17 protein-coding genes and 1 tRNA gene are annotated in these 17,461 nt (G+C 71.1%); 6 read left to right on the plus strand and 12 right to left on the minus strand.

Features of this window, described 5'->3' with window-relative positions; all coding sequences use genetic code 11:
- Positions 1 to 17: 17 nt before the first annotated feature.
- Genes ACZ5L9_RS05015 through ACZ5L9_RS05030 form a run of 4 tightly spaced genes read right to left on the minus strand, consistent with a single transcriptional unit; the run spans position 18 to position 4,153 of the window.
- Positions 18 to 1,034, minus strand: coding sequence for a D-2-hydroxyacid dehydrogenase (locus ACZ5L9_RS05015; protein ID WP_464534454.1), 1,017 nt, complete (start codon positions 1,032 to 1,034; stop codon positions 18 to 20).
- Complete coding sequence (locus tag ACZ5L9_RS05020; RefSeq protein WP_464534457.1) at positions 1,031 to 1,864, minus strand: carbohydrate ABC transporter permease; 834 nt, start codon at positions 1,862 to 1,864, stop codon at positions 1,031 to 1,033. Before ACZ5L9_RS05020 ends, ACZ5L9_RS05015 begins: the two co-directional genes overlap by 4 nt.
- Positions 1,861 to 2,826 carry a carbohydrate ABC transporter permease gene (locus tag ACZ5L9_RS05025; protein ID WP_464534460.1) on the minus strand — a complete coding sequence of 322 codons (966 nt, stop codon included), beginning with the start codon at positions 2,824 to 2,826 and terminating at the stop codon, positions 1,861 to 1,863. Before ACZ5L9_RS05025 ends, ACZ5L9_RS05020 begins: the two co-directional genes overlap by 4 nt.
- Before the next feature lie 4 nt (positions 2,827 to 2,830).
- On the minus strand, positions 2,831 to 4,153 hold the full coding sequence (locus ACZ5L9_RS05030) for an ABC transporter substrate-binding protein (protein WP_464534463.1): 1,323 nt from the start codon (positions 4,151 to 4,153) through the stop codon (positions 2,831 to 2,833).
- A 163-nt stretch (positions 4,154 to 4,316) separates the two neighbouring features.
- Between ACZ5L9_RS05030 and ACZ5L9_RS05035 the strand changes: the two genes are divergently transcribed.
- The 5 genes from ACZ5L9_RS05035 to ACZ5L9_RS05055 are packed head-to-tail and all read left to right on the plus strand — an operon-like array spanning position 4,317 to position 7,392.
- Complete coding sequence (locus ACZ5L9_RS05035) at positions 4,317 to 5,234, plus strand: SIS domain-containing protein (protein WP_464534466.1); 918 nt, start codon at positions 4,317 to 4,319, stop codon at positions 5,232 to 5,234.
- Between the two features lie 16 nt (positions 5,235 to 5,250).
- Positions 5,251 to 5,535: a hypothetical protein gene (locus ACZ5L9_RS05040; RefSeq protein ID WP_464534468.1), complete on the plus strand. Its 285-nt coding sequence runs from the start codon at positions 5,251 to 5,253 to the stop codon at positions 5,533 to 5,535.
- The gene (locus ACZ5L9_RS05045) at positions 5,517 to 6,458 is read left to right on the plus strand and encodes a carbohydrate kinase family protein (protein WP_464534470.1); all 942 of its coding nucleotides are present in this window, start codon (positions 5,517 to 5,519) and stop codon (positions 6,456 to 6,458) included. The genes ACZ5L9_RS05040 and ACZ5L9_RS05045 overlap by 19 nt, the downstream gene beginning before the upstream one ends.
- Before the next feature lie 53 nt (positions 6,459 to 6,511).
- Positions 6,512 to 7,078, plus strand: a complete 567-nt coding sequence (locus ACZ5L9_RS05050) for a histidine phosphatase family protein (protein ID WP_464534472.1) — start codon at positions 6,512 to 6,514, stop codon at positions 7,076 to 7,078.
- A 44-nt stretch (positions 7,079 to 7,122) separates the two neighbouring features.
- Positions 7,123 to 7,392, plus strand: a complete 270-nt coding sequence (locus tag ACZ5L9_RS05055; RefSeq protein WP_464534474.1) for a hypothetical protein — start codon at positions 7,123 to 7,125, stop codon at positions 7,390 to 7,392.
- Between the two features lie 56 nt (positions 7,393 to 7,448).
- Here the strand turns inward: ACZ5L9_RS05055 and ACZ5L9_RS05060 are convergent, their stop codons facing one another.
- The 8 genes from ACZ5L9_RS05060 to topA form a co-directional block, all read right to left on the minus strand.
- The gene (locus ACZ5L9_RS05060) at positions 7,449 to 7,610 is read right to left on the minus strand and encodes an adenylyltransferase/cytidyltransferase family protein (RefSeq protein ID WP_464534477.1); all 162 of its coding nucleotides are present in this window, start codon (positions 7,608 to 7,610) and stop codon (positions 7,449 to 7,451) included.
- 6 nt (positions 7,611 to 7,616) lie between these two features.
- Positions 7,617 to 9,152, minus strand: coding sequence for an FAD-binding oxidoreductase (locus ACZ5L9_RS05065; RefSeq protein ID WP_464534479.1), 1,536 nt, complete (start codon positions 9,150 to 9,152; stop codon positions 7,617 to 7,619).
- Between the two features lie 175 nt (positions 9,153 to 9,327).
- A tRNA-Thr gene (locus ACZ5L9_RS05070) sits at positions 9,328 to 9,403 on the minus strand.
- 78 nt (positions 9,404 to 9,481) lie between these two features.
- Positions 9,482 to 11,044 (minus strand): alpha/beta hydrolase, encoded by a 1,563-nt coding sequence (locus tag ACZ5L9_RS05075; RefSeq protein WP_464534481.1) that lies wholly within the window; start codon positions 11,042 to 11,044, stop codon positions 9,482 to 9,484.
- Positions 11,041 to 12,177, minus strand: a complete 1,137-nt coding sequence (locus ACZ5L9_RS05080) for a DNA polymerase III subunit delta' (RefSeq protein ID WP_464534483.1) — start codon at positions 12,175 to 12,177, stop codon at positions 11,041 to 11,043. The genes ACZ5L9_RS05075 and ACZ5L9_RS05080 overlap by 4 nt, the downstream gene beginning before the upstream one ends.
- The gene (tmk, locus tag ACZ5L9_RS05085) at positions 12,174 to 12,821 is read right to left on the minus strand and encodes a dTMP kinase (RefSeq protein ID WP_464534485.1); all 648 of its coding nucleotides are present in this window, start codon (positions 12,819 to 12,821) and stop codon (positions 12,174 to 12,176) included. Before tmk ends, ACZ5L9_RS05080 begins: the two co-directional genes overlap by 4 nt.
- A 170-nt stretch (positions 12,822 to 12,991) precedes the next feature.
- Complete coding sequence (locus ACZ5L9_RS05090) at positions 12,992 to 13,834, minus strand: alpha/beta hydrolase family protein (RefSeq protein WP_464534487.1); 843 nt, start codon at positions 13,832 to 13,834, stop codon at positions 12,992 to 12,994.
- Positions 13,831 to 16,542: a type I DNA topoisomerase gene (gene topA / locus ACZ5L9_RS05095; RefSeq protein ID WP_464534491.1), complete on the minus strand. Its 2,712-nt coding sequence runs from the start codon at positions 16,540 to 16,542 to the stop codon at positions 13,831 to 13,833. The genes ACZ5L9_RS05090 and topA overlap by 4 nt, the downstream gene beginning before the upstream one ends.
- A gap of 231 nt (positions 16,543 to 16,773) precedes the next feature.
- Between topA and ACZ5L9_RS05100 the strand changes: the two genes are divergently transcribed.
- Positions 16,774 to 17,460 (plus strand): hypothetical protein, encoded by a 687-nt coding sequence (locus ACZ5L9_RS05100; protein ID WP_464534496.1) that lies wholly within the window; start codon positions 16,774 to 16,776, stop codon positions 17,458 to 17,460.
- The last annotated feature ends 1 nt before the right edge of the window (position 17,461 follow it).

Raw genomic sequence — 17,461 nt, forward strand, 5'->3', positions numbered from 1 at the left:
TCTGGCCGAGGACCCGTCTAGTACCCCGCTGCACGGTCGACTCGATTCAGTAGTGGTTGACCCGCCGCGAGGCGGGCGACGTTGGCGACGACCAGATCCAGCACCTGGTCCCGATAGCGTGGCGCGAGACCTGCCACATGGGGGGTGATCAACACGCCGTCGACATCCCACCAGACCGAGTCGGCCGGCAACGGCTCTTCGTCGAAGACGTCGAGGGCGGCGTACCGGAGCCGGCCCGAGGCCAGCGCCGCCACCACGGCGCCCTCCCCGACGATGCCGCCTCGCGCCACGTTGATCAGACAGCTGCCGCGCGGCATGAGGTCGAGCTCGCGTACGCCGATCAGGTCGCGGGTCGCCGCCGTCCGCGGCACCGTCACGATGAGGTAGTCGGTGCGGGGCAGCACCTCGTCCAGCTCGTCGATCGCCCGCAGCTCGGCGACCTCGCCCGCGCCCGAGCGACCCGTGTCGAAGCGGTCCTCGCCGTCGCGCGTGCGGCCGGTGCGGGAGAGGCCGATGACGTTCATCCCGAGCTGGTCGAGCACCCGGCCGATCTCCCGGCCGATCCGGCCGTAGCCGAGGATCGTGGCGGTCGCGCCGTCGACGGGCAGCGGCGTCAGCGTCGCCAGCCGCTCGGCGTCGCCGGGCCAGCGGCGCTCCGACAGGAGCCGGTTCACCGCCGGCTGGTGATGGGCCAGCGCCAGCAGGGACATCACGGTGAACTCGGCCATCGGCACCGGGGCCACGCCACCCAGGGTGGTGATCTCGATATCCGACTCCCACAGCGCGCTGCCGGCCAGGTGCTCGGCACCCGACGTGTCCAGCTGCACCCAGCGCAGCCGCGGCGCGAGGTCCTGCGCCGGGAACACCTGGCTGGTGTGCAGGACATCGACGCGCTGCCACAGCGCGGGATCGATGTCCTCGACCCGCTCGCAGCGGTGCTGGTGCACCTCCAGGTCGGGGCAGCGGCGACGCAGGTCCGCCAGCCACGGGTCGTCGAAGCCGAGGGTGGTCAGGTAGACCAGCGGCGTACTCACTTGATCCCCGTCCGGGCCAGGCCCTGCACGAAGTAGCGCTGCAGGAACAGGAACATCGCGACCAGGGGCAGGCAGGTGAGCAGCGCCATCGCCATCAGGCCGCCGTAGTTCGCGTCGTACTGGCCCTGGAGGAAGCGCATGGAGACGGGCAGGGTGTACAGGTTGGGGTCCTTGAGGGTGATGAGGGGCCACAGGAAGTCGTTCCACTGGCCCATGAAGGCGAGCAGCGCCATGGTCGCGATGAGCGGCTTGCACAGCGGCAGCACGATGCCCAGGAAGATCCGGACGTTCCCGGCGCCGTCGCAGCGGGCGGCCTCGAGGAGCTCGTCCGGGATGGAGAGGAAGAACTGCCGGGCCAGGAAGATGCCGAACGCGGTCGCGGCCGACGGCAGGATGACGGCCCAGAACGTGCCGAACAGGCCGAGGTGAACGACCGTACGGAACTGCGGGACCATGATCGCCTGCGCCGGGATCATCATCGTGCTCAGGACGAGGACGAACAGCGGCCGCCGGCCCCAGAACCGCACCTTGGCGAAGGCGTAGCCGGCCAGGAGGTTGACGCTCACCGACAGCACGGTCGTCAGGGTCGCGACCATCACCGAGTTGACGAACCACGTCCCCACGGGGAACTTGTCGAAGAGGCTGGTGAAGTTCGCGTCCGTGAGGTGTCGCGGCCAGAGGTGGCTGCCGCCCGTGAACAGGTCGGCCTTCGGGGTGAAGGCGACGACGACCATGCAGTAGAGCGGGAACATCATGGCGAGGGCGATCACGCCGACGACCGCGAACCGCCACCACGCGCCACGGCCCATGGCCTCCTTGGCCGAGCTCATGACTCCTCCTTCTTCCGCTGGACCAGCAGCTGCACGATCGAGACGACGAGCGTGATCACGAAGAGCACGACACCGATCGTCGAGCCGTACCCGTAGTCACGGGCCGACCCGAAGCCCTCGTTGTAGGCGTACGTGACGAGCATCGAGGTGTCGTAGCCCGGACCGCCGTTGGTCATGACGTAGATGACGTCGAAGATCTGGAACGACCAGATGATGTTCATGACGAACAGGAACAGGGTGCTGTTGGAGAGCATCGGCGTGGTGATCCGCCAGAACCGCTGCAGCGGCGGAGCGCCGTCCACGGCGGCGGCCTCGTAGATCTCGCCGGGGACGTCCTGCATCGCAGCCAGGTAGATCACCATCGCGAAGCCGACCCGGGTCCACAGCGTCATCAGGATGACCGAGAGCATGGCCAGCGGGCCGTTGGTCTGCCAGTGCACCGGCCCCATGCCGACCGCGCTGAGCATGCCGTTGAGCACGCCCACACCCTCGTCGAAGAGCAGCAGGCCGATGAGCGAGGTCACCAGGCCGCTGATCACGATCGGCAGGAAGATGATCGTGCGCAGCGTGGTCCGCGCCGGCATCGCCCGGTTGAGCAGCTCGGCGAGGACCAGCCCGATGAAGATGCTCGTGGGGACCGTCGCCACCGTGAAGATCGCGGTGTTGAGCAGCACCCGCCAGAAGACCGGGTCGCTGAACAGGTGGCGATAGTTGGTGAGCCCGATCCACTCCGTCGGCCCGAAGGACGACGCCTTCTGGAACGACAGCAGGATGACGAGGATCAGGGGCGTGAAGAGGAACGCCGCGAGGAGCACGAGGTTGGGTGCGACGAAGAGGTAGCCGGTCAGGCCCTCGCGCAGGCGCCCTATCCCCCGCCGGGCGCGGGTTCGCGGCCGCGGCGGTGGAGTGGTGACCGGGCTGGCGACCGGAGCCAGGCTCTGCCCGTTGATGACGTCGCTCACCGCGTCAGCTCGCCGCCTTCTCGATGCCCGAGGCGATGTTCGACAGGGTGGTGTCGACCGACTGGCCCGAGAGGAAGCACAGCTCGAGCTCGTTCATCAGCAGGGTGTTCACCTTGCCGAAGAACGGCACGCAGACCTGCTCGACGTCGCTCGGCTGCATGGTGGTGGCCTGGTCGACGAAGTACGGCATCAGGTCCGGCCGGGTGGCGTAGTTCAGCTTCACGTCCACCAGCGACTGCAGGGTGGGCAGCTCGACCGACTGCTCGCAGAAGAGCTTCATGTTCTCGGGCTTGACCATGAAGTTGAGGAACTCCGCGGCGAGGTCCGGGTTCTTGGTGCCGTTGGTCGCGACCAACGCGTTGCCACCCAGGTCGCTGGACGCCCGCAGGTTCTTCGGCTGGTAGGTCGCCTTCCACTCGAACGCGTTCTTCACGCCGTCGTCGATGCCCGGGAGCAGGAAGTCGCCCACGTACGACATCGCGACCTTCTGCGAGATGAAGGCGGTGTCGGTGTAGGTGGCGCCCTTGACCGAGGTGTTGCGCGGGACCCAGCCCTTGTCGAAGAAGGTCTTGGTGTACTCCAGCGCCGTGCGGCCGGCCGCGCTGTCGATGGCCGAGGTCTTGAGGTCGTCGGCGAGGAGCCGGCCGTTCGCCTCGAAGAGCCAGGTGAGCCAGCGGTAGGCGCCGCCCTGCTGCCAGTCGTAGGCGAAGGCGTTGACGCCCTTCGGCATCGCGGCCTGCACCTTCGCCGAGATCTGCGACCACTCCTCCCAGCTCCAGGCCGACGAGAGCGAGTCGGGCACGCTCGTGATCCCGGCCGCCTCCAGCATCTTCGGCTGGTAGACGATGCACGTCGTATCGGTCTGGTGCGGCACGCCGTAGGCCTTGTCGCCGTACTTCACCGCCTGGAGCATCGCGGGGATGAAGTCGCTCTGGAGCGTGCTGTCGATCCGGCCGGTCATGTCGAGGAGCTGCCCGGTGCTGCTGTAGTTGCCGAGGCTGGTGTAGTCGACGCGGAAGATGTCGGGAGCGTTCCCGGCCTCGAGCTGGGTGTCGATGTTGGTGAACATCTCGGCGTACGGAACCACGCGGAGGTTGACCTTCGCGCCCTTGTTGGCCGCTTCGAACTTCTTCACCAGCGTGGTGAACGCTGCCTGCTCGGCGTCGCTCGCCCAGGTGGTGAAGGTGATCGTGTCGGAGCCGGCCTTACCGGAGTCATCGGACGATGACTTGCTGAAACCGGCGCAGCTGGAGAGCGCGCCAGCTGCCGTTCCGGCGACGGTCAGGGCGCCGACACCAGAGAGGAACGAGCGACGGGTGACGGGCATGCCGTGTCCTTTCGGGAGCTTCTGTCGGACCAGAAGGCGATTGGCGACCTAGTCGACCCCATCGCGCATAACCTGTCAATAGCGAGCATGAGATTTTCAATACTGCTCATTCGTGATTGACTCTGGTCATTCCTGCATGGCCATCCTCGGACGGAGACATCAAATGAGCAACTCAGGCGGGCCCGCGTCGATCACGCGAGCTGAACTCGCCACGCAGCCGGCGATGTGGCGCCTCGCGGCCGCCACCTCGACAGCCGAGCTCGACCGCCTGCCGGTCGCCGGGGAGTCGGTGCTCGTGCTCGGCTGCGGCACGTCGTACTACATCGGAGAGGCGTACGCGCGTCGACGGCGGGCCGCCGGCCTGGGCCCGACCCGCGCCGAGATCCCGAGCCAGCTCGACGTCGTCGAGCCGGGCACCGTCGTGCTGCTCCTGTCGCGCTCCGGCACGACCGGTGACCTGGTCACCGTGGGCAAGGAGCTGGCCGCCGCGGGGCACCGGCTCACCGCGATCCTCGGGACTCCCGACACCCCGCTGCACGACCTCGTGCCGGACGCCGTCATGCTCGAGTACGCCGACGAGCGCTCGATCATGCAGACGCGCTTCGCGACCACGGGTCTCAGCCTGCTGCGCCGCAGCCTGGGCGAGGACCTCGTCGAGGTGGCCACCGACGGCGAGGCCGCCCTCACCGATCCCCTGCCTGTCGAGGGCGAGGCATTCGAGGCGCTGCGCCACGTGGTCTTCCTCGGCGATCGCTGGAGTGCCGCCGTCGCCCAGGAGGCCGCGCTCAAGGTTCGCGAGGCGGCCGGCTTCTGGACCGAGGCGTACCCGCTGCTCGAGTACCAGCACGGCCCGATCTCCTGCGCCGGCCCGGGCTCGCTGGTGTGGGCCTTCTGCGACATCCCCGACCAGATCGCCCGCGACATCGAGGCGACCGGGGCGCAGGTGGAGCGCCCTCGCGGCGACGCCCAGGCCGAGCTGGTGCGCGCCCACCGGCTCGCGGTGAACCTCGCGCTGCGCGAGCAGCGCGACCCCGACGCCCCGCCGCACCTGTCGCGCTCCGTGATCGACCCGGTCGGCTGAGATGCCGATCCTGAGCGTGTTCGCACCCGCCTCGGGCGCGATCGAGGGCCTGCTGCACGACGCGTGCTCGGCGACCTCGACGGCGCTCGGCCTCGCGCCGGACGACGTGATCGCCACGCACGTGCCGACGGGCCTCACCGTACGGCCGGGGCACCCCGGCGCCGGCTGGCCGGTGGTCGTCGTGCACGGCTCCGCCCGGCCCGCCGAGCAGATGACCGCCGTGACCGAGGCGCTGCGTACGCTCACCCGCGAACGACTCGGCGAGGATGAGGTCTGGGTGACATGGCAGGTACCGCAGTGACCGGCGTGCTGGTGGTCGGAGAGCTCTGTGCCGACATCATCGTCGAGCTCGCGGCCGATCCGACGTTCGACGATGCCGAGGTCGTCGTGCCCTCGACGACCATCACGATGGGCAGCTCGTCGGCGATCACCGCGTGCGGCCTCGCCCGTCTCGGTGTCGACACCCAGCTCGTCGGCGTCGTCGGTGACGACCTGCTCGGCCGCTTCGTCCGCGACGAGCTCGCGGTGCGCGCCGTCGGGACCGACGGCGTCATCGTCGACGACGCCCGGCCGACCGGATCCTCGACCATCCTGACCCGCGCCGACGGCAGCCGCTCGATCCTGACCGCGCTCGGCACCATCGGCGCCGTGCGGGTCGGCGACGTGCCCCGGTCGCTGGTGGAGCCGGCCGGGCACGTGCACGTGGGCTCCTACTTCCTCCAGTACGGCCTGCAGCCCGACCTCGGCGCCTGGTTCGCCGAGTTGCGGGCGGCAGGGCTGACGACGAGCCTCGACCCGAACTTCGACCCGGCCCTGACGTGGGACAGCGGGATCGCCGACGCGCTGCGCCACACCGACGTCCTCTTCTGCAACGAGGAGGAGGGCCGCTCGATCACCCGGACGAAGACGGCCGGGGACGCGATCCGCGAGCTCTGCGCCCTGCTGCCCGCGGGCGGCCTCCTCGTGCTCAAGCGCGGCGCCGCCGGTGCCGAGGTCCACGGCGCGAGCGGGCTCGTCGCCAGCGCTGCCGCGCCCGAGGACCCGCGGCCGTTCGTCGACGCCGTGGGTGCCGGTGACAGCCTCGCCGCCGGCTACCTCGCCGCCCGCTCCCGCGGGCTCGAGCCGGCCGCCTGCCTGGCGGTCGGCGTGGCCACCGGAACGGCCTCGACTCGTGCCGCCGGAGGCGTCAACGGCCAGGTGGCCTGGAACCCGTCCTGGGCCTGAGCCCGACCGGTCACGACGACTCGTGGCCTCACTCCCCCCGCGTAGGAGCACCCATGTCCGTCTACCTCGTCCGCCACGGCGCCACCGAGTGGAGCCTGAACGGTCGCCACACGTCCGTGACCGATCTCCCGCTCCTCCCCCAGGGCGAGCAGGACGCCCGCGATCTGGCTCCCCGGCTGGCGGAGCACCGGTTCGGACAGGTCCTCACCTCGCCGCGGCAGCGCGCCCGCCGCACCGCCGAGCTGGCGGGCTTCCCCGACGCCGTCGTCGACGAGGACCTGGTCGAGTGGGACTACGGCACGTACGAGGGCGTCACCACCGCCGCGATCCGCGAGACGGATCCCGCGTGGACGGTCTGGGACGGCGTGACCCCCGGCGGCGAGACCGAGGTGGAGGTCGCCAAGCGTCTCGATCGGGTCATCGAGCGCGCGCGGCTGGCCGACGGCGACACGCTCGTCTTCGCGCACGGGCACTGCCTGCGCGCATTCGCCGCGCGCTGGCTGGGCGAGGAGCCTCGATTCGGTCGGCTCCTGGTGCTGGGCACCGCGACCCTCTCGGTGCTCGGCGAGGATCGCGGCCAGCCCGTCATCCTGCGCTGGAACGTCTCGGCCACCCGCTGATCCGGACGGCATCGCGACGCCGCTCGCGGGCGTACGGTGCATCCATGTCACAGACCGGGGACGCGTCGAGGCGCCGACGCTTCCGCGACGGCCGCGATGTGATGTTTCGGTACTGGGAGGGCGACGCGCTCGCCGCGACCCTGGTCGGGCTGAGGGCCGACACGGCCGTTCGTGTCGTGACGGATCGCGCGTTCGATCATGAGCTCATCCCTGCGGGTCGGCCGCCCGGCGCGGTGGCGGCGGTCTTCCGACCCAACTGCATCTCGCTGTACGTCGACGAGCACGGCGCGATCGTCCGCGCCTCCTGCGGGTAGCGGGGCCGCTTCTCGGCGAAGGGCTGCGCGCCAGCGTTCGAGCCTCGTGGCTGAGCTCACGCTCGGGAGAGTCCGGCCGGGGCGAGAACCCCGACGACGAGCCGATCGCCTCGTGCCTTGGCGGCTCGGAGCAGCTCGACATGTCCTGCGTGGAACAGGTCGCCGACCATGTCGACATAGACGCGGGAGATCGCCGGATCCGGAGTCGAAGCGTCCATGCCGGCTCACCAGCCCTGCGGTTGGGTGAAGAGGTCGTGCGGGTCGTAGGTGCGCTTGACCGACGCCAACCGCTCCGCGTTGGCGCCGAAGTAGGCGGTTCGATAGTCCTCGACGGCCGTGTCGGCGTAGTTGACGTAGGCGCCGTCGCCCCACCACGGCGTCAGGTCCGAGCGAAGCCCCCGGACGAAGGCGTGCGCGGCCCCGGCCTGGTCGGTGGCGTCGTACGTCGCGGTGTACTGCACCGTCATCAGCGCCTGCCGGTGCACGAACGCGGTGTCCGCCGGCGCCAGGTCGCGGACATGGCCGCCGAGGGCGTCCAGGGAGGCGCCCGCCTCGTGCAGGGCACTGGTCTGGGCGTTCTCGACCCGGTCCAGCAGCGCCGTGATCCCGGCCGACGGCAGCGGCTGGTACGCGACGTGTGAGGTGGCGGCGAACGCCTCGCGGCTGAGGGCCCCGCCCGGTCCGGTGTGGCAGCTCTGCACCGGGATGCTGGCGCAGCCGGCGTACGCAGCCATCGCGGTCCGGTAGTCGCGTGCGGTGGTGGATCGCACGGCCGGGGCCGGCACGTGTGCCAGCAGGCCCTGGAGCTGGGCTGACAGGTCACCGGCCGGGCCGGTCCAGGTGCCCGACAGGGTGAGCGTAGGGCCGCTCGGGTGCGCGGCGCCGCCGAGCGCCTTGAGCGTCGACCACAACCGGGTATCGGCACCGGGCGCCCATGCCTGCCACCCGTCGATCACCGCCGGCGCACCGGCGAGGGGCCAGGACAGGTAGAAGGTGTCCAGCATCGGCGCTGCCCGGGTGGCGAAGGTGAAGCCCATGACGACTCCGACGTGCCCGCCGCCCCCTCCGCGCAGGGCCCAGAACAGGTCCGGGTCGTGGTCGGCGTCCGCCGTGCGGACCGTGCCGTCGGCGGTGACGATCTCCAGCGCGGTGACCGCATCGCAGGTGAGTCCGAAGGCCCGGGTCAGGACGCCGACCCCGCCGCCGAGGGTCAGCCCGCCCACACCGACGGTGGCGCACGAGCCGCCGGGGATCGCGCGGCCCCGTCGAGCGATGGTGTCGTAGACGACCGCCAGAGCCGCGCCGGCACCGATCGTCGCGGAGGTGCCGTCGAACGAGATCTCGTCCAGACCGCGGCAGTCCAGCACCATAGCACGCGGCTGATCGGTGCCCGGTCCGCCGCCGGCCGACCACCCCGGATAGCTGTGGCCGCCGGAGCGGATCGCCAGCGGGAGACCGTTGTCGCCGGCGAAGCTCAGTGCGGTCGCCACGTCGGCCGGCCCGGCGACCCGCAGCACCGCCAGCGGCCGCGCCGTGTCGTAGGCGGGGTTCTGGACGAGCCGCGCCTGTGCGTAGGCCGCGCTGCCGGGAAGATCCAGGGTCCCGCTGACCCCGCGCCTGAGCTGCTCCCAGGGGACGTTCGACGTCGTCCCGGTCGGCGAACCTCCCGACGACGGTGTCGGCGATGACGCGGGACCGGGTGCCGTTCCTCCGCTGGGGCCATGGCATCCCGCCACCGCCGCCAGTCCGCTCGCGGCCACGCCCGTCAGGAGTGCTCGGCGGCTGGCATAAGGGGCACCTCGCGTCGGCCTCACCCGGTCATTCAACACGAGCCGGCCCGCGAGCATGCGCGCACTGCGCCGTCCAGCTCATCGCGTGCCGTTCAACGGCGAAGGGCCTCTCCCCCGAGAGATTTCCCAGGTGAGAGGCCCTTGATGGAGCCGTCTGTCGGAATCGAACCGACGACCTGCTCATTACGAGTGAGCTGCTCTACCGACTGAGCTAAGACGGCCTGCCGCCTGACGGATCAAGCGACGCGCAGAGTCTAGCCATCGGTCGGCCCAGCCGCGAAAACGGGACCGCGACCGGATCAGCAGGAGAGGCCGTCGCGGGGGACGGTGCCGTCGACCAGGTAGCCCTCGACGGCGTCGTCGACGCAGCTGTTGCCGGCGTGGTAGCCGGTGTGGCCGTCGCCGTCGCGGGTGATCAGCACGCCGGAGTCCAGCAGCTTGGCGAGGTGCTGGGCCCAGGCGAGCGGGGTGGCCGGGTCGCGGGTGGTGCCGACGACGACGATCGGGTTGGCGCCGGCGGCGCCGATCGGCGGGGTGGGCTCGTCGGCGCGGGCCTTGAAGTACGTGCAGCCGGTCAGGCTCCAGGCGAAGACGTCGCCGAACGTCGGCGAGGCCTCCTCGAACTCCGGCTCCACGCTCGCGACCTGGTCGGGGCGGATGGCGGAGGGGTCGTCGAGACAGCTGATCGCGACCAGCGCCTCCATCGAGTTGTCGGTGTAGCCGGTCGTCCCGCGGCTGGTGTAGAAGTCCGCGAGCTGCAGCAGCACCGAGCCGTCGCCGGCGAACGCCGCACGCAGCGCCTGGCTGAGGTAGACCCACGAGTCGCGGCTGTAGAGCGGTGTGAGGATGCCGTAGAACGCCGTGCCGGCGGTCAGGTCGCGGCCGCCGAAGCCCGGCAACGGGTGCGCGCTGATCTGGTTGTAGAGCGCCTTGATCCGCGCCAGCCCCGCGTCCACCGTGGAGCCGAGGAAGCACTGCTGGGTCGTGGTGACGCAGTTGCTGACGTAGGCCCGCAGCGCGGTCTCGAAGCCGGCCGCCTGGGCGAGGCTGGTCTGCTTGTTGGTGAGCGTCGGGTCGACGGCACCGTCGAGGACGAAGCGGCCGACCCGGGTGGGGAAGAGATCGGCGTACGTGCTGCCGAGGCGGGTGCCGTAGGAGGCGCCGAAGTACGCGAGCTGCTTCTCCCCCAGCGCCGCCCGCAGGACGTCCATGTCGCGGACGGCGTCGACGGTCGCGATGTGGGCGCCGACCGGGGACGCGGCACAGCCGTCGGCCATGATCCGGTTCCACTTCTCGTACGTGGCGATCTGGGCCGGCGTGGTGGGCGCCGGGTTCTGCGCCACCGACTGGTCGAGCTGGGCATCGGAGATGCAGTCGATGGGGTCGCTCTTGCCGACGCCACGCGGGTCGAAGCCGACGATGTCGTAGCGCTGCAGGATCGGTGCGCCGAAGGCCTGCTTGGCACTGGCGGCGTAGTCGAGCCCCGAGCCGCCGGGGCCGCCGGGGTTGACCACCAGCGAGCCCAGCTTGTCGTCCTGGTCGGTGGCGGGCACACGCAGCAGCGCCAGCTTGATGTCGTCCGTGCCCGGGTGGTTGTAGTCGAGCGGCACCGTCAGCGTGGCGCACTGGTCGCCCTTGCGGCAGGCGGTCCAGGTCAGCTGTTGGTGGTAGTAGCGGGCGAGCGCCGGCTGCGGCGGGTCCTGCGACCCCGGCTGGGGCGCTGCCGAGACGACCGTCCCGGGCGTCGCGCCGTTGTCGTCATCGTGGCCGCCGACCACCTCGAGGACGATCCCGACGGCACCGCCCAGCACCAGGGCCGCGACGGCGAGGATCGCGACGATCTGCTGCCAGCGCTCGGTCACGACGGGTTCCTCAGCGCGACCATCATCGACTCGAGCGCGAGCGCCGGCGGCACGTTGAACTCCATCAGCTGCTCGCGCGCCTCGAAGATCCAGCCGATCCGGCGCAGGTTGAGCTCCGGCGATGACGAGCGGGCGAGGTCGACGATCGCCGGCCTGATCTCCTCGTTGACCAGCTGCCCGCGGGCTCCGGCCGCCATCGCGATCGCGTCGCGGTAGACGCTGACCAGGTCCATGAGGCCGCGGTCGATCACATCGCGGTGGCGGCGGGTGGCGCGGCGCTTCTGGTCCTGCTCGAGCCGGGAGAGGGCGGGGCCGTACTCCCGTGGGCGGCGGCCCCGCTCGACGACGCCGTACGCGGTGTCGAGGTCGGCCTTCTCCTGCGCGTCGAGCTCGGAGGTGATCGCGTCGGCCTCCTGCTTGCTGACGTCGTTGAGGTGCTGGGCGGCCTTCATCGCGCCACCGAGCGAGTTGAGCCGGCCCGGGATGGCGACGACCTCGCTGCGCCGGTGGCGGGTCGCCTCGTCGCGGGCGAGCGCCTTGGCCCGGCCGATGTGGCCCTGGCTGGCGCGAGCGGCGTAGGAGGCGAGCGCCGGGTCGACGCCCTGGCGGCTCACCAGGAAGCCGGCGACGTCCTCGGCGGTCGGCGTGGCGAGGGTGACCAGCCGACAGCGGCTGCGGATCGTGGGCAGGACGTCCTCGACGGACGGGGCGCAGAGCATCCAGACGGTCCGTGCGCCGGGCTCCTCGATCGCCTTGAGCAGCGCGTTGTTGGCCTGCTCGGTGAGCCGGTCGGCGTCCTCGACCACGAGGATCTGCCAGCGGTCGCCCACCGGGCTGAGCGCCGAGGTGCGGACCAGTTCGCGGACGTCGTCGACGCCGAGGGTGAGCTTCTCCGTACGGACGATCTTCACGTCGGCGTGGCTGCTCGCCATCACGGTGTGGCACTCGTGGCACACCCCGCAGCCGCCCTCGGCGCACTGCAGCGCGGCGGCGAACGCGATCGCGGCGTTGGAGCGGCCCGATCCGGGCGGCCCGACGAAGAGCCAGGACTGGGTCATGCCCTTGCCCCCGGCCGCCGCCCGCAGGGTGTCGATGACGTGGCGCTGTCCTACCAGCGCATCCCACACGGTCACCGGGCGGCCTGGGCGAGCAGCGGCTCGAGGCGCGTACGGATCGCGTCGTGGATCTCGGCGATCGGCGCCCGGGCGTCCAGGACGAGGTAGTGCTCGGGGTCGTCCTTCGCCATCGCGACGAACGCGTCCCGTACGCGCTGGTGGAACTCCAGCGACTCCCCCTCGATCCGGTCGCGGCCCTCGAAGCGCCCCAGCCCGGCGGCGGGCTCGAGGTCGAGGACGACGGTCAGGTGCGGGCGCAGGTCGCCGGTCGCCCAGCGGGCCACCCGCTCGACCTCCTCGACGGCCAGCGAACGGCCGGCACCCTGGTAGGCGAGCGTGGAGTCGACATAGCGGTCGGTGATCACGACCTCCCCGCGCACGAGCGCCGGGAGGACGAGGGTCTCGACGTGCTCGGCCTTGTCGGCGGCGTAGAGCAGGACCTCGGTCTTGTCGGCGAGCGCGCCCGTCTCCGGCGAGAGGACGATGCGGCGCAGCTCCTTGCCGACGCTGGTGTCGCCGGGCTCGAAGGTGAGCACCACGGTGTAGCCGGCGTCGGTCAGCGCCTCGTGCAGCAGCCGCGACTGGGTCGACTTGCCCGACCCCTCGCCGCCCTCGAGGCAGACGAAGACCCCGCGCTCGGCGTAGACCCCTTCGAAGCTCATGCGGGCAACCCTACGGGGCGCGGTCTGGTGGGCTCGTAGTCGTGTGGGGTGTCCGGGGACGGGCCGGGGCGTCGGTCGGTCGAGGTATGCAGATCAACCTGCACTTCCCGTGCGGAACGCACCGTGGGAAGCGTCGGTTCGGCTGCATACCTCGACGAACCAGCGCCCGCTCAGATCGTGCGCAGCCAGTCGGTGATCAGCGGTACGACCGGGTCGGTCTGCCGCGCCCAGCGGAAGTGGTCGATGCCGTGCTCGTCGACGTGCACGCGGGTCACCGTGGCGCCCGGGAGCTTGGCGACCAGGGCGTCGATCGAGGAGATCGGGGCGAGCCAGTCGTCCTCGATCGAGACCGCCAGCACCGGGAGGCGGACATCGGCCAGGCCGTCCTCGCCGCCGGCGAATCGGCCCGTACGGGCGAGGTGTCCCCAGTCGCGCATCAGCCCGCGGGCCTCGCGGCCGGCGAAGCGGAACCGCTCGCCGGGGAAGTGGCCGAGCAGCCGCGCCGCGAGCGGGAAGCCGTACCCCGCGATCAGCAGCTTCCGGCTGAACTCGCGCCAGTGCGGCGTGCCCGAGCCGACCAGGACCAGCCCGGCCAGCGAATCGGGATGACGGGCCAGGTGGAGCGCGGCGATCTGGCCACCGAGGCTGTGACCGAGTACGACGACGGGAGTCTCCGGGAGCTCCACCCGAACGGCGTCGACAGCCGCGCCGAGATCGTCCACGAGATCGGCGTACCGGAAGTCGTAGTCCCGTCCCGGGACGCGACCACCCGTCGCCTCGTGGCCGCGCTGCTCGCTCACCGCGGCGTGGACGCCCACGGCGGCGAGTGCCTCCAGCAGCTGCAGGTAGTAGCGGGCCCTCATGCCCATCGCGGGCTGGACGAGGACCGCCGGCGCGCCCGGTGCGGCATCGGGTGCGCGCACCAGCGTCACGGTGAACGAGGTGCCCTCCTCCCGCTCGAGGACGATCTCGGTGTGGCTCGTCGGCCCGGTGCTGGCGGGTGTGCCGGTCATGCCTTCTTCGCAGCAGCCTTCTTGGTGGTCTTCGCCGCCGTCTTCTTGGCCGCCGTCTTCTTGGCCGCCGTCTTCTTGGTGGTGGTCTTCTTGGCGGCCTTCTTCGCGGTCTTCTTGGCCGGGCCCTTCGCCCGCTTCTCCGCGAGCAGCTCGGCGGCGCGCTCGATCGTCATCGTCTCGATGGCGTCGTCCTTGCGCAGGGTCGCGTTGTACTCACCGTCGGTGACGTAGGCGCCGAAGCGACCGTCCTTGATCACGACCGGCTGGCCGGAGACCGGGTCCGGGCCGAGCTCCTTGAGCGGCGCCGCGGCGGCCGCACGACCGCGCTGCTTGGGCTGGGCGTAGATCGCCAGCGCCTCCTCCAGCGTGACCGTGAGGAGCTGGTCCTCGGAGGTCAGCGAGCGCGAGTCGGTGCCCTTCTTCAGGTAGGGGCCGTAGCGACCGTTCTGGGCGGTGATCTCCTCGCCGTCCTCGCCGGCGCCGACGACGCGCGGCAGGCTGAGCAGCTTGACCGCGTCCTCGAGGGTGATCGTGTCCAGGGTCATCGTCTTGAAGAGCGAGCCCGTACGGGCCTTCGCCTTCTTCGGCGCGTCCTCGGGCAGCAGCTCGGTGACGTAGGGGCCGTAGCGACCGGACTTGGCGACGACCTCGAGGCCGCTCTCCGGGTGCTTGCCGAGGTGGATCTCCTCGCCGGCCGGGTTGGCGAAGAGCTCCTTGGCCTTCTCCAGGGTCAGCTCGTCGGGCGGCAGGTCGTCGGGGACGTTGGCGCGCTTGCCGGCCGGAGCACCGTCGTCACCGGGGCCCTCGATGTAGGGGCCGTAGCGGCCGACGCGCAGCGCGACGCCGCTGTCCTCGCCACCGATCGGGAAGGTGGCCAGCTCGCGGGCGTCGATCTCGCCGAGCTCGTCGACGAGGCGCTTGAGCCCGTCGACCTTGTCGGAGCCGTAGTAGAACTCGGCCAGCTCGCCGACCCGGCTGCTGCGGCCGCCGGCGACCTCGTCGAGCGCACGCTCCATCTGGGCGGTGAAGTCGTAGTCGATGAGCCGCTCGAAGTGCTCCTGCAGCAGGCGCACCACCGAGAAGGCGATCCAGGCCGGCACCAGGGCCGTGCCCTTCTTGTAGACGTAGCCGCGGTTGAGGATCGTCCCGATGATCGAGGCGTACGTGGAGGGGCGGCCGATCTCCCGCTCCTCGAGCTCCTTGATCAGGGTGGCCTCGGTGTAGCGGGCCGGCGGGCGGGTCTCGTGGCCCTCGGCCGTCAGGCTCGCGGCGGTGACCGGGTCGCCCTGGGCGACGTTGGGCAGGCGGGTCTCGGCGTCGTCACGCTCGGCGTCGGCGGCGTCGGTGCCCTCCACGTACGCCTTGAGGAAGCCGTGGAACGTGATCGTGCGACCGCTCGTGGAGAAGACGACGTCCTCGCCGGTGGTCGCGGCCCCGCCGAGGCGGATCGTGACCGAGTTGCCGACCGCGTCCTTCATCTGCGAGGCGACGGTGCGCATCCAGATCAGCTCGTAGAGCCGGAACTGGTCGCCGGTCAGGCCGGTCTGCGCCGGGGTGCGGAAACTGTCTCCCGCCGGGCGGATCGCCTCGTGCGCCTCCTGGGCGTTCTTCACCTTGGAGGCGTAGACGCGGGGGCTGTCGGGCAGGTACTCGGCGCCGTAGAGCTCGCGGACCTGGCTGCGCGCGGCGTCGATCGCCGCGCCGGACAGCGTGGTGCTGTCGGTACGCATGTAGGTGATGTAGCCGTTCTCGTACAGGCGCTGGGCGACGCTCATCGTCACCGAGGCGCTCATGCCGAGCTTGCGGCTCGCCTCCTGCTGGAGGGTGGTGGTGCGGAACGGCGCGTACGGGCTGCGGCGGTAGGGCTTGGACTCGACCGAGCGGATGTCGAAGCTGGTGCTGTCCAGCGCGGCGACGAGCGCCTCGGCGCGGGTGCGGTCGACGTGGACGATGTCGCCCTTCGCCTTCAGCGCGCCGGTGTTGTCGAAGTCGGCTCCGCGGGCGATGCGGGCGCCGTCGATGCTGTGCAGCTTCGCCGGGAACATCCGCTGGTCCTGCTTGGCGCCGGCGTCGAAGGTGCCCTCGAGGTCCCAGTAGGAGGCCTGGCGGAACGCCATCCGCTCCCGCTCCCGGTCGACGACCAGGCGGGTGGCGACGGACTGGACGCGGCCGGCGGAGAGGCCGGACATGACCTTCTTCCACAGCACCGGGGAGACCTCGTAGCCGTAGAGCCGGTCGAGGATGCGGCGCGCCTCCTGGGCCTCGACGAGGTCCATGTCGAGCTCGCGCGGGTTGGCCGCGGCGGCGAGGATCGCCGGCTCAGTGATCTCGTGGAAGACCATCCGCTTGACCGGGATGTCCTTCTTCGGCTTCAGCTCGTCGAGGAGGTGCCAGGCGATCGCCTCTCCCTCGCGGTCCTCATCGGTGGCGAGGAAGAGCTCGTCGGCGTCCTTCAGCAGCGACTTGAGCTTGGTCATGTGGCTCTTCTTGTCGCGAGGAACCACGTAGTAGGGCTCGAAGCCGTTCTCCACGTCGACGCCGAGGCGGCCCCACGGCTTGTCCTTGATCTTCGCCGGTGTGTCGGCGGCGCTCTGCGGCAGGTCGCGGACGTGTCCGATCGAGGCCTCGACGACGTATCCCTTGCCGAGGTAGTCGCCGATCTTGCGGGCCTTGGCAGGGGACTCGACGATCACCAGCTTGTGTGCCACTTGGTCTTCGCTCCGTCCGCTGCTGCTGCTCTGTGAGGTGTGAGCCCGCCCGAGACGGCCCACGGCGAGACACGGTAGCGCGTGCTGTCCAGTCCACCGTCCGCGTGGGGCGGGCGAACGGGCCGGCTGTGACCCGGCGCACGTCGCCGCCCCGAAACTGTCGGTGCCCCCTGGCAACCTCTTCCTCGGACGGCGAGACCCACCCATCGAGCACCACCGGAGGTCTTGCAGATGCACTACTACGACTGCCCCTGCGACGAGTGTCGCCAGGCGGGCGACGGCGTTCTCTACGAGCGTTTGATCACCCTCGTCGAGCGACTCGAGCAGGAGCTCGAGCGTCCACGGGTCAAGGAGCACGACCGGGCGCTGTCCTGGCTCGCGTGCGTGTGCGGCGGGCACCGGGCGGTGCTGGCCCTGGACACGACACCGCTGCGCGGCGAGGTGCCGCTGCCCGCGGGCGCACGCGTCGCCGAGGTGGCGGCGCTGCTGCGCACGCTGGCCGCCGACCACTTCGATGCGGAGACGGAGGTGGCGTTCCTGTACGGCCTGACCCGGGTGTGGGAGGTCGACCAGGGCCTGGTGCTGGCGCCGGTCGCAGCGGCCTACGTCGCGGCCGGCGTCGCCTGGGCGGTCGGCGAGGCCAACGGGATCGTCGGGCCCGATCGCCCGATGACGTCCTCGCGGGTGCGGCGCGCGCTCGACACGCCGGGTGCGCCGGCGACGTACGCCCGGCCGATCCGGCGGGCGCTGATCGGGGTGTGGGCGTGGCGGGTGGAGTCAGCGGAGTGGGCGACCACGCTGCCCGCTCTTGCCGCGCTCGGCGACCCGGGCCTGCTCACCTCGCGCACCCGGCGGGCGCTGATCCGGGTGCGCGAGCACGCGCTCGCCGCGCGGGAGCTGGACCGGGCGGCGGCATGAG

This window comes from Nocardioides sp. JCM 18998, from assembly GCF_055391535.1.

Coding starts and splice junctions, on each gene's coding strand:
- ACZ5L9_RS05020 (WP_464534457.1), bottom strand. CDS start 1,864: ATGAGCTCGGCCAAGGAGGCCATGGGCCGTGGCGCGTGGTGGCGGTTC.
- ACZ5L9_RS05030 (WP_464534463.1), bottom strand. CDS start 4,153: ATGCCCGTCACCCGTCGCTCGTTCCTCTCTGGTGTCGGCGCCCTGACC.
- ACZ5L9_RS05035 (WP_464534466.1), top strand. CDS start 4,317: ATGAGCAACTCAGGCGGGCCCGCGTCGATCACGCGAGCTGAACTCGCC.
- ACZ5L9_RS05045 (WP_464534470.1), top strand. CDS start 5,517: ATGGCAGGTACCGCAGTGACCGGCGTGCTGGTGGTCGGAGAGCTCTGT.
- ACZ5L9_RS05050 (WP_464534472.1), top strand. CDS start 6,512: ATGTCCGTCTACCTCGTCCGCCACGGCGCCACCGAGTGGAGCCTGAAC.
- ACZ5L9_RS05055 (WP_464534474.1), top strand. CDS start 7,123: ATGTCACAGACCGGGGACGCGTCGAGGCGCCGACGCTTCCGCGACGGC.
- ACZ5L9_RS05060 (WP_464534477.1), bottom strand. CDS start 7,610: ATGGACGCTTCGACTCCGGATCCGGCGATCTCCCGCGTCTATGTCGAC.
- tmk (WP_464534485.1), bottom strand. CDS start 12,821: ATGAGCTTCGAAGGGGTCTACGCCGAGCGCGGGGTCTTCGTCTGCCTC.
- ACZ5L9_RS05090 (WP_464534487.1), bottom strand. CDS start 13,834: ATGACCGGCACACCCGCCAGCACCGGGCCGACGAGCCACACCGAGATC.
- ACZ5L9_RS05100 (WP_464534496.1), top strand. CDS start 16,774: ATGCACTACTACGACTGCCCCTGCGACGAGTGTCGCCAGGCGGGCGAC.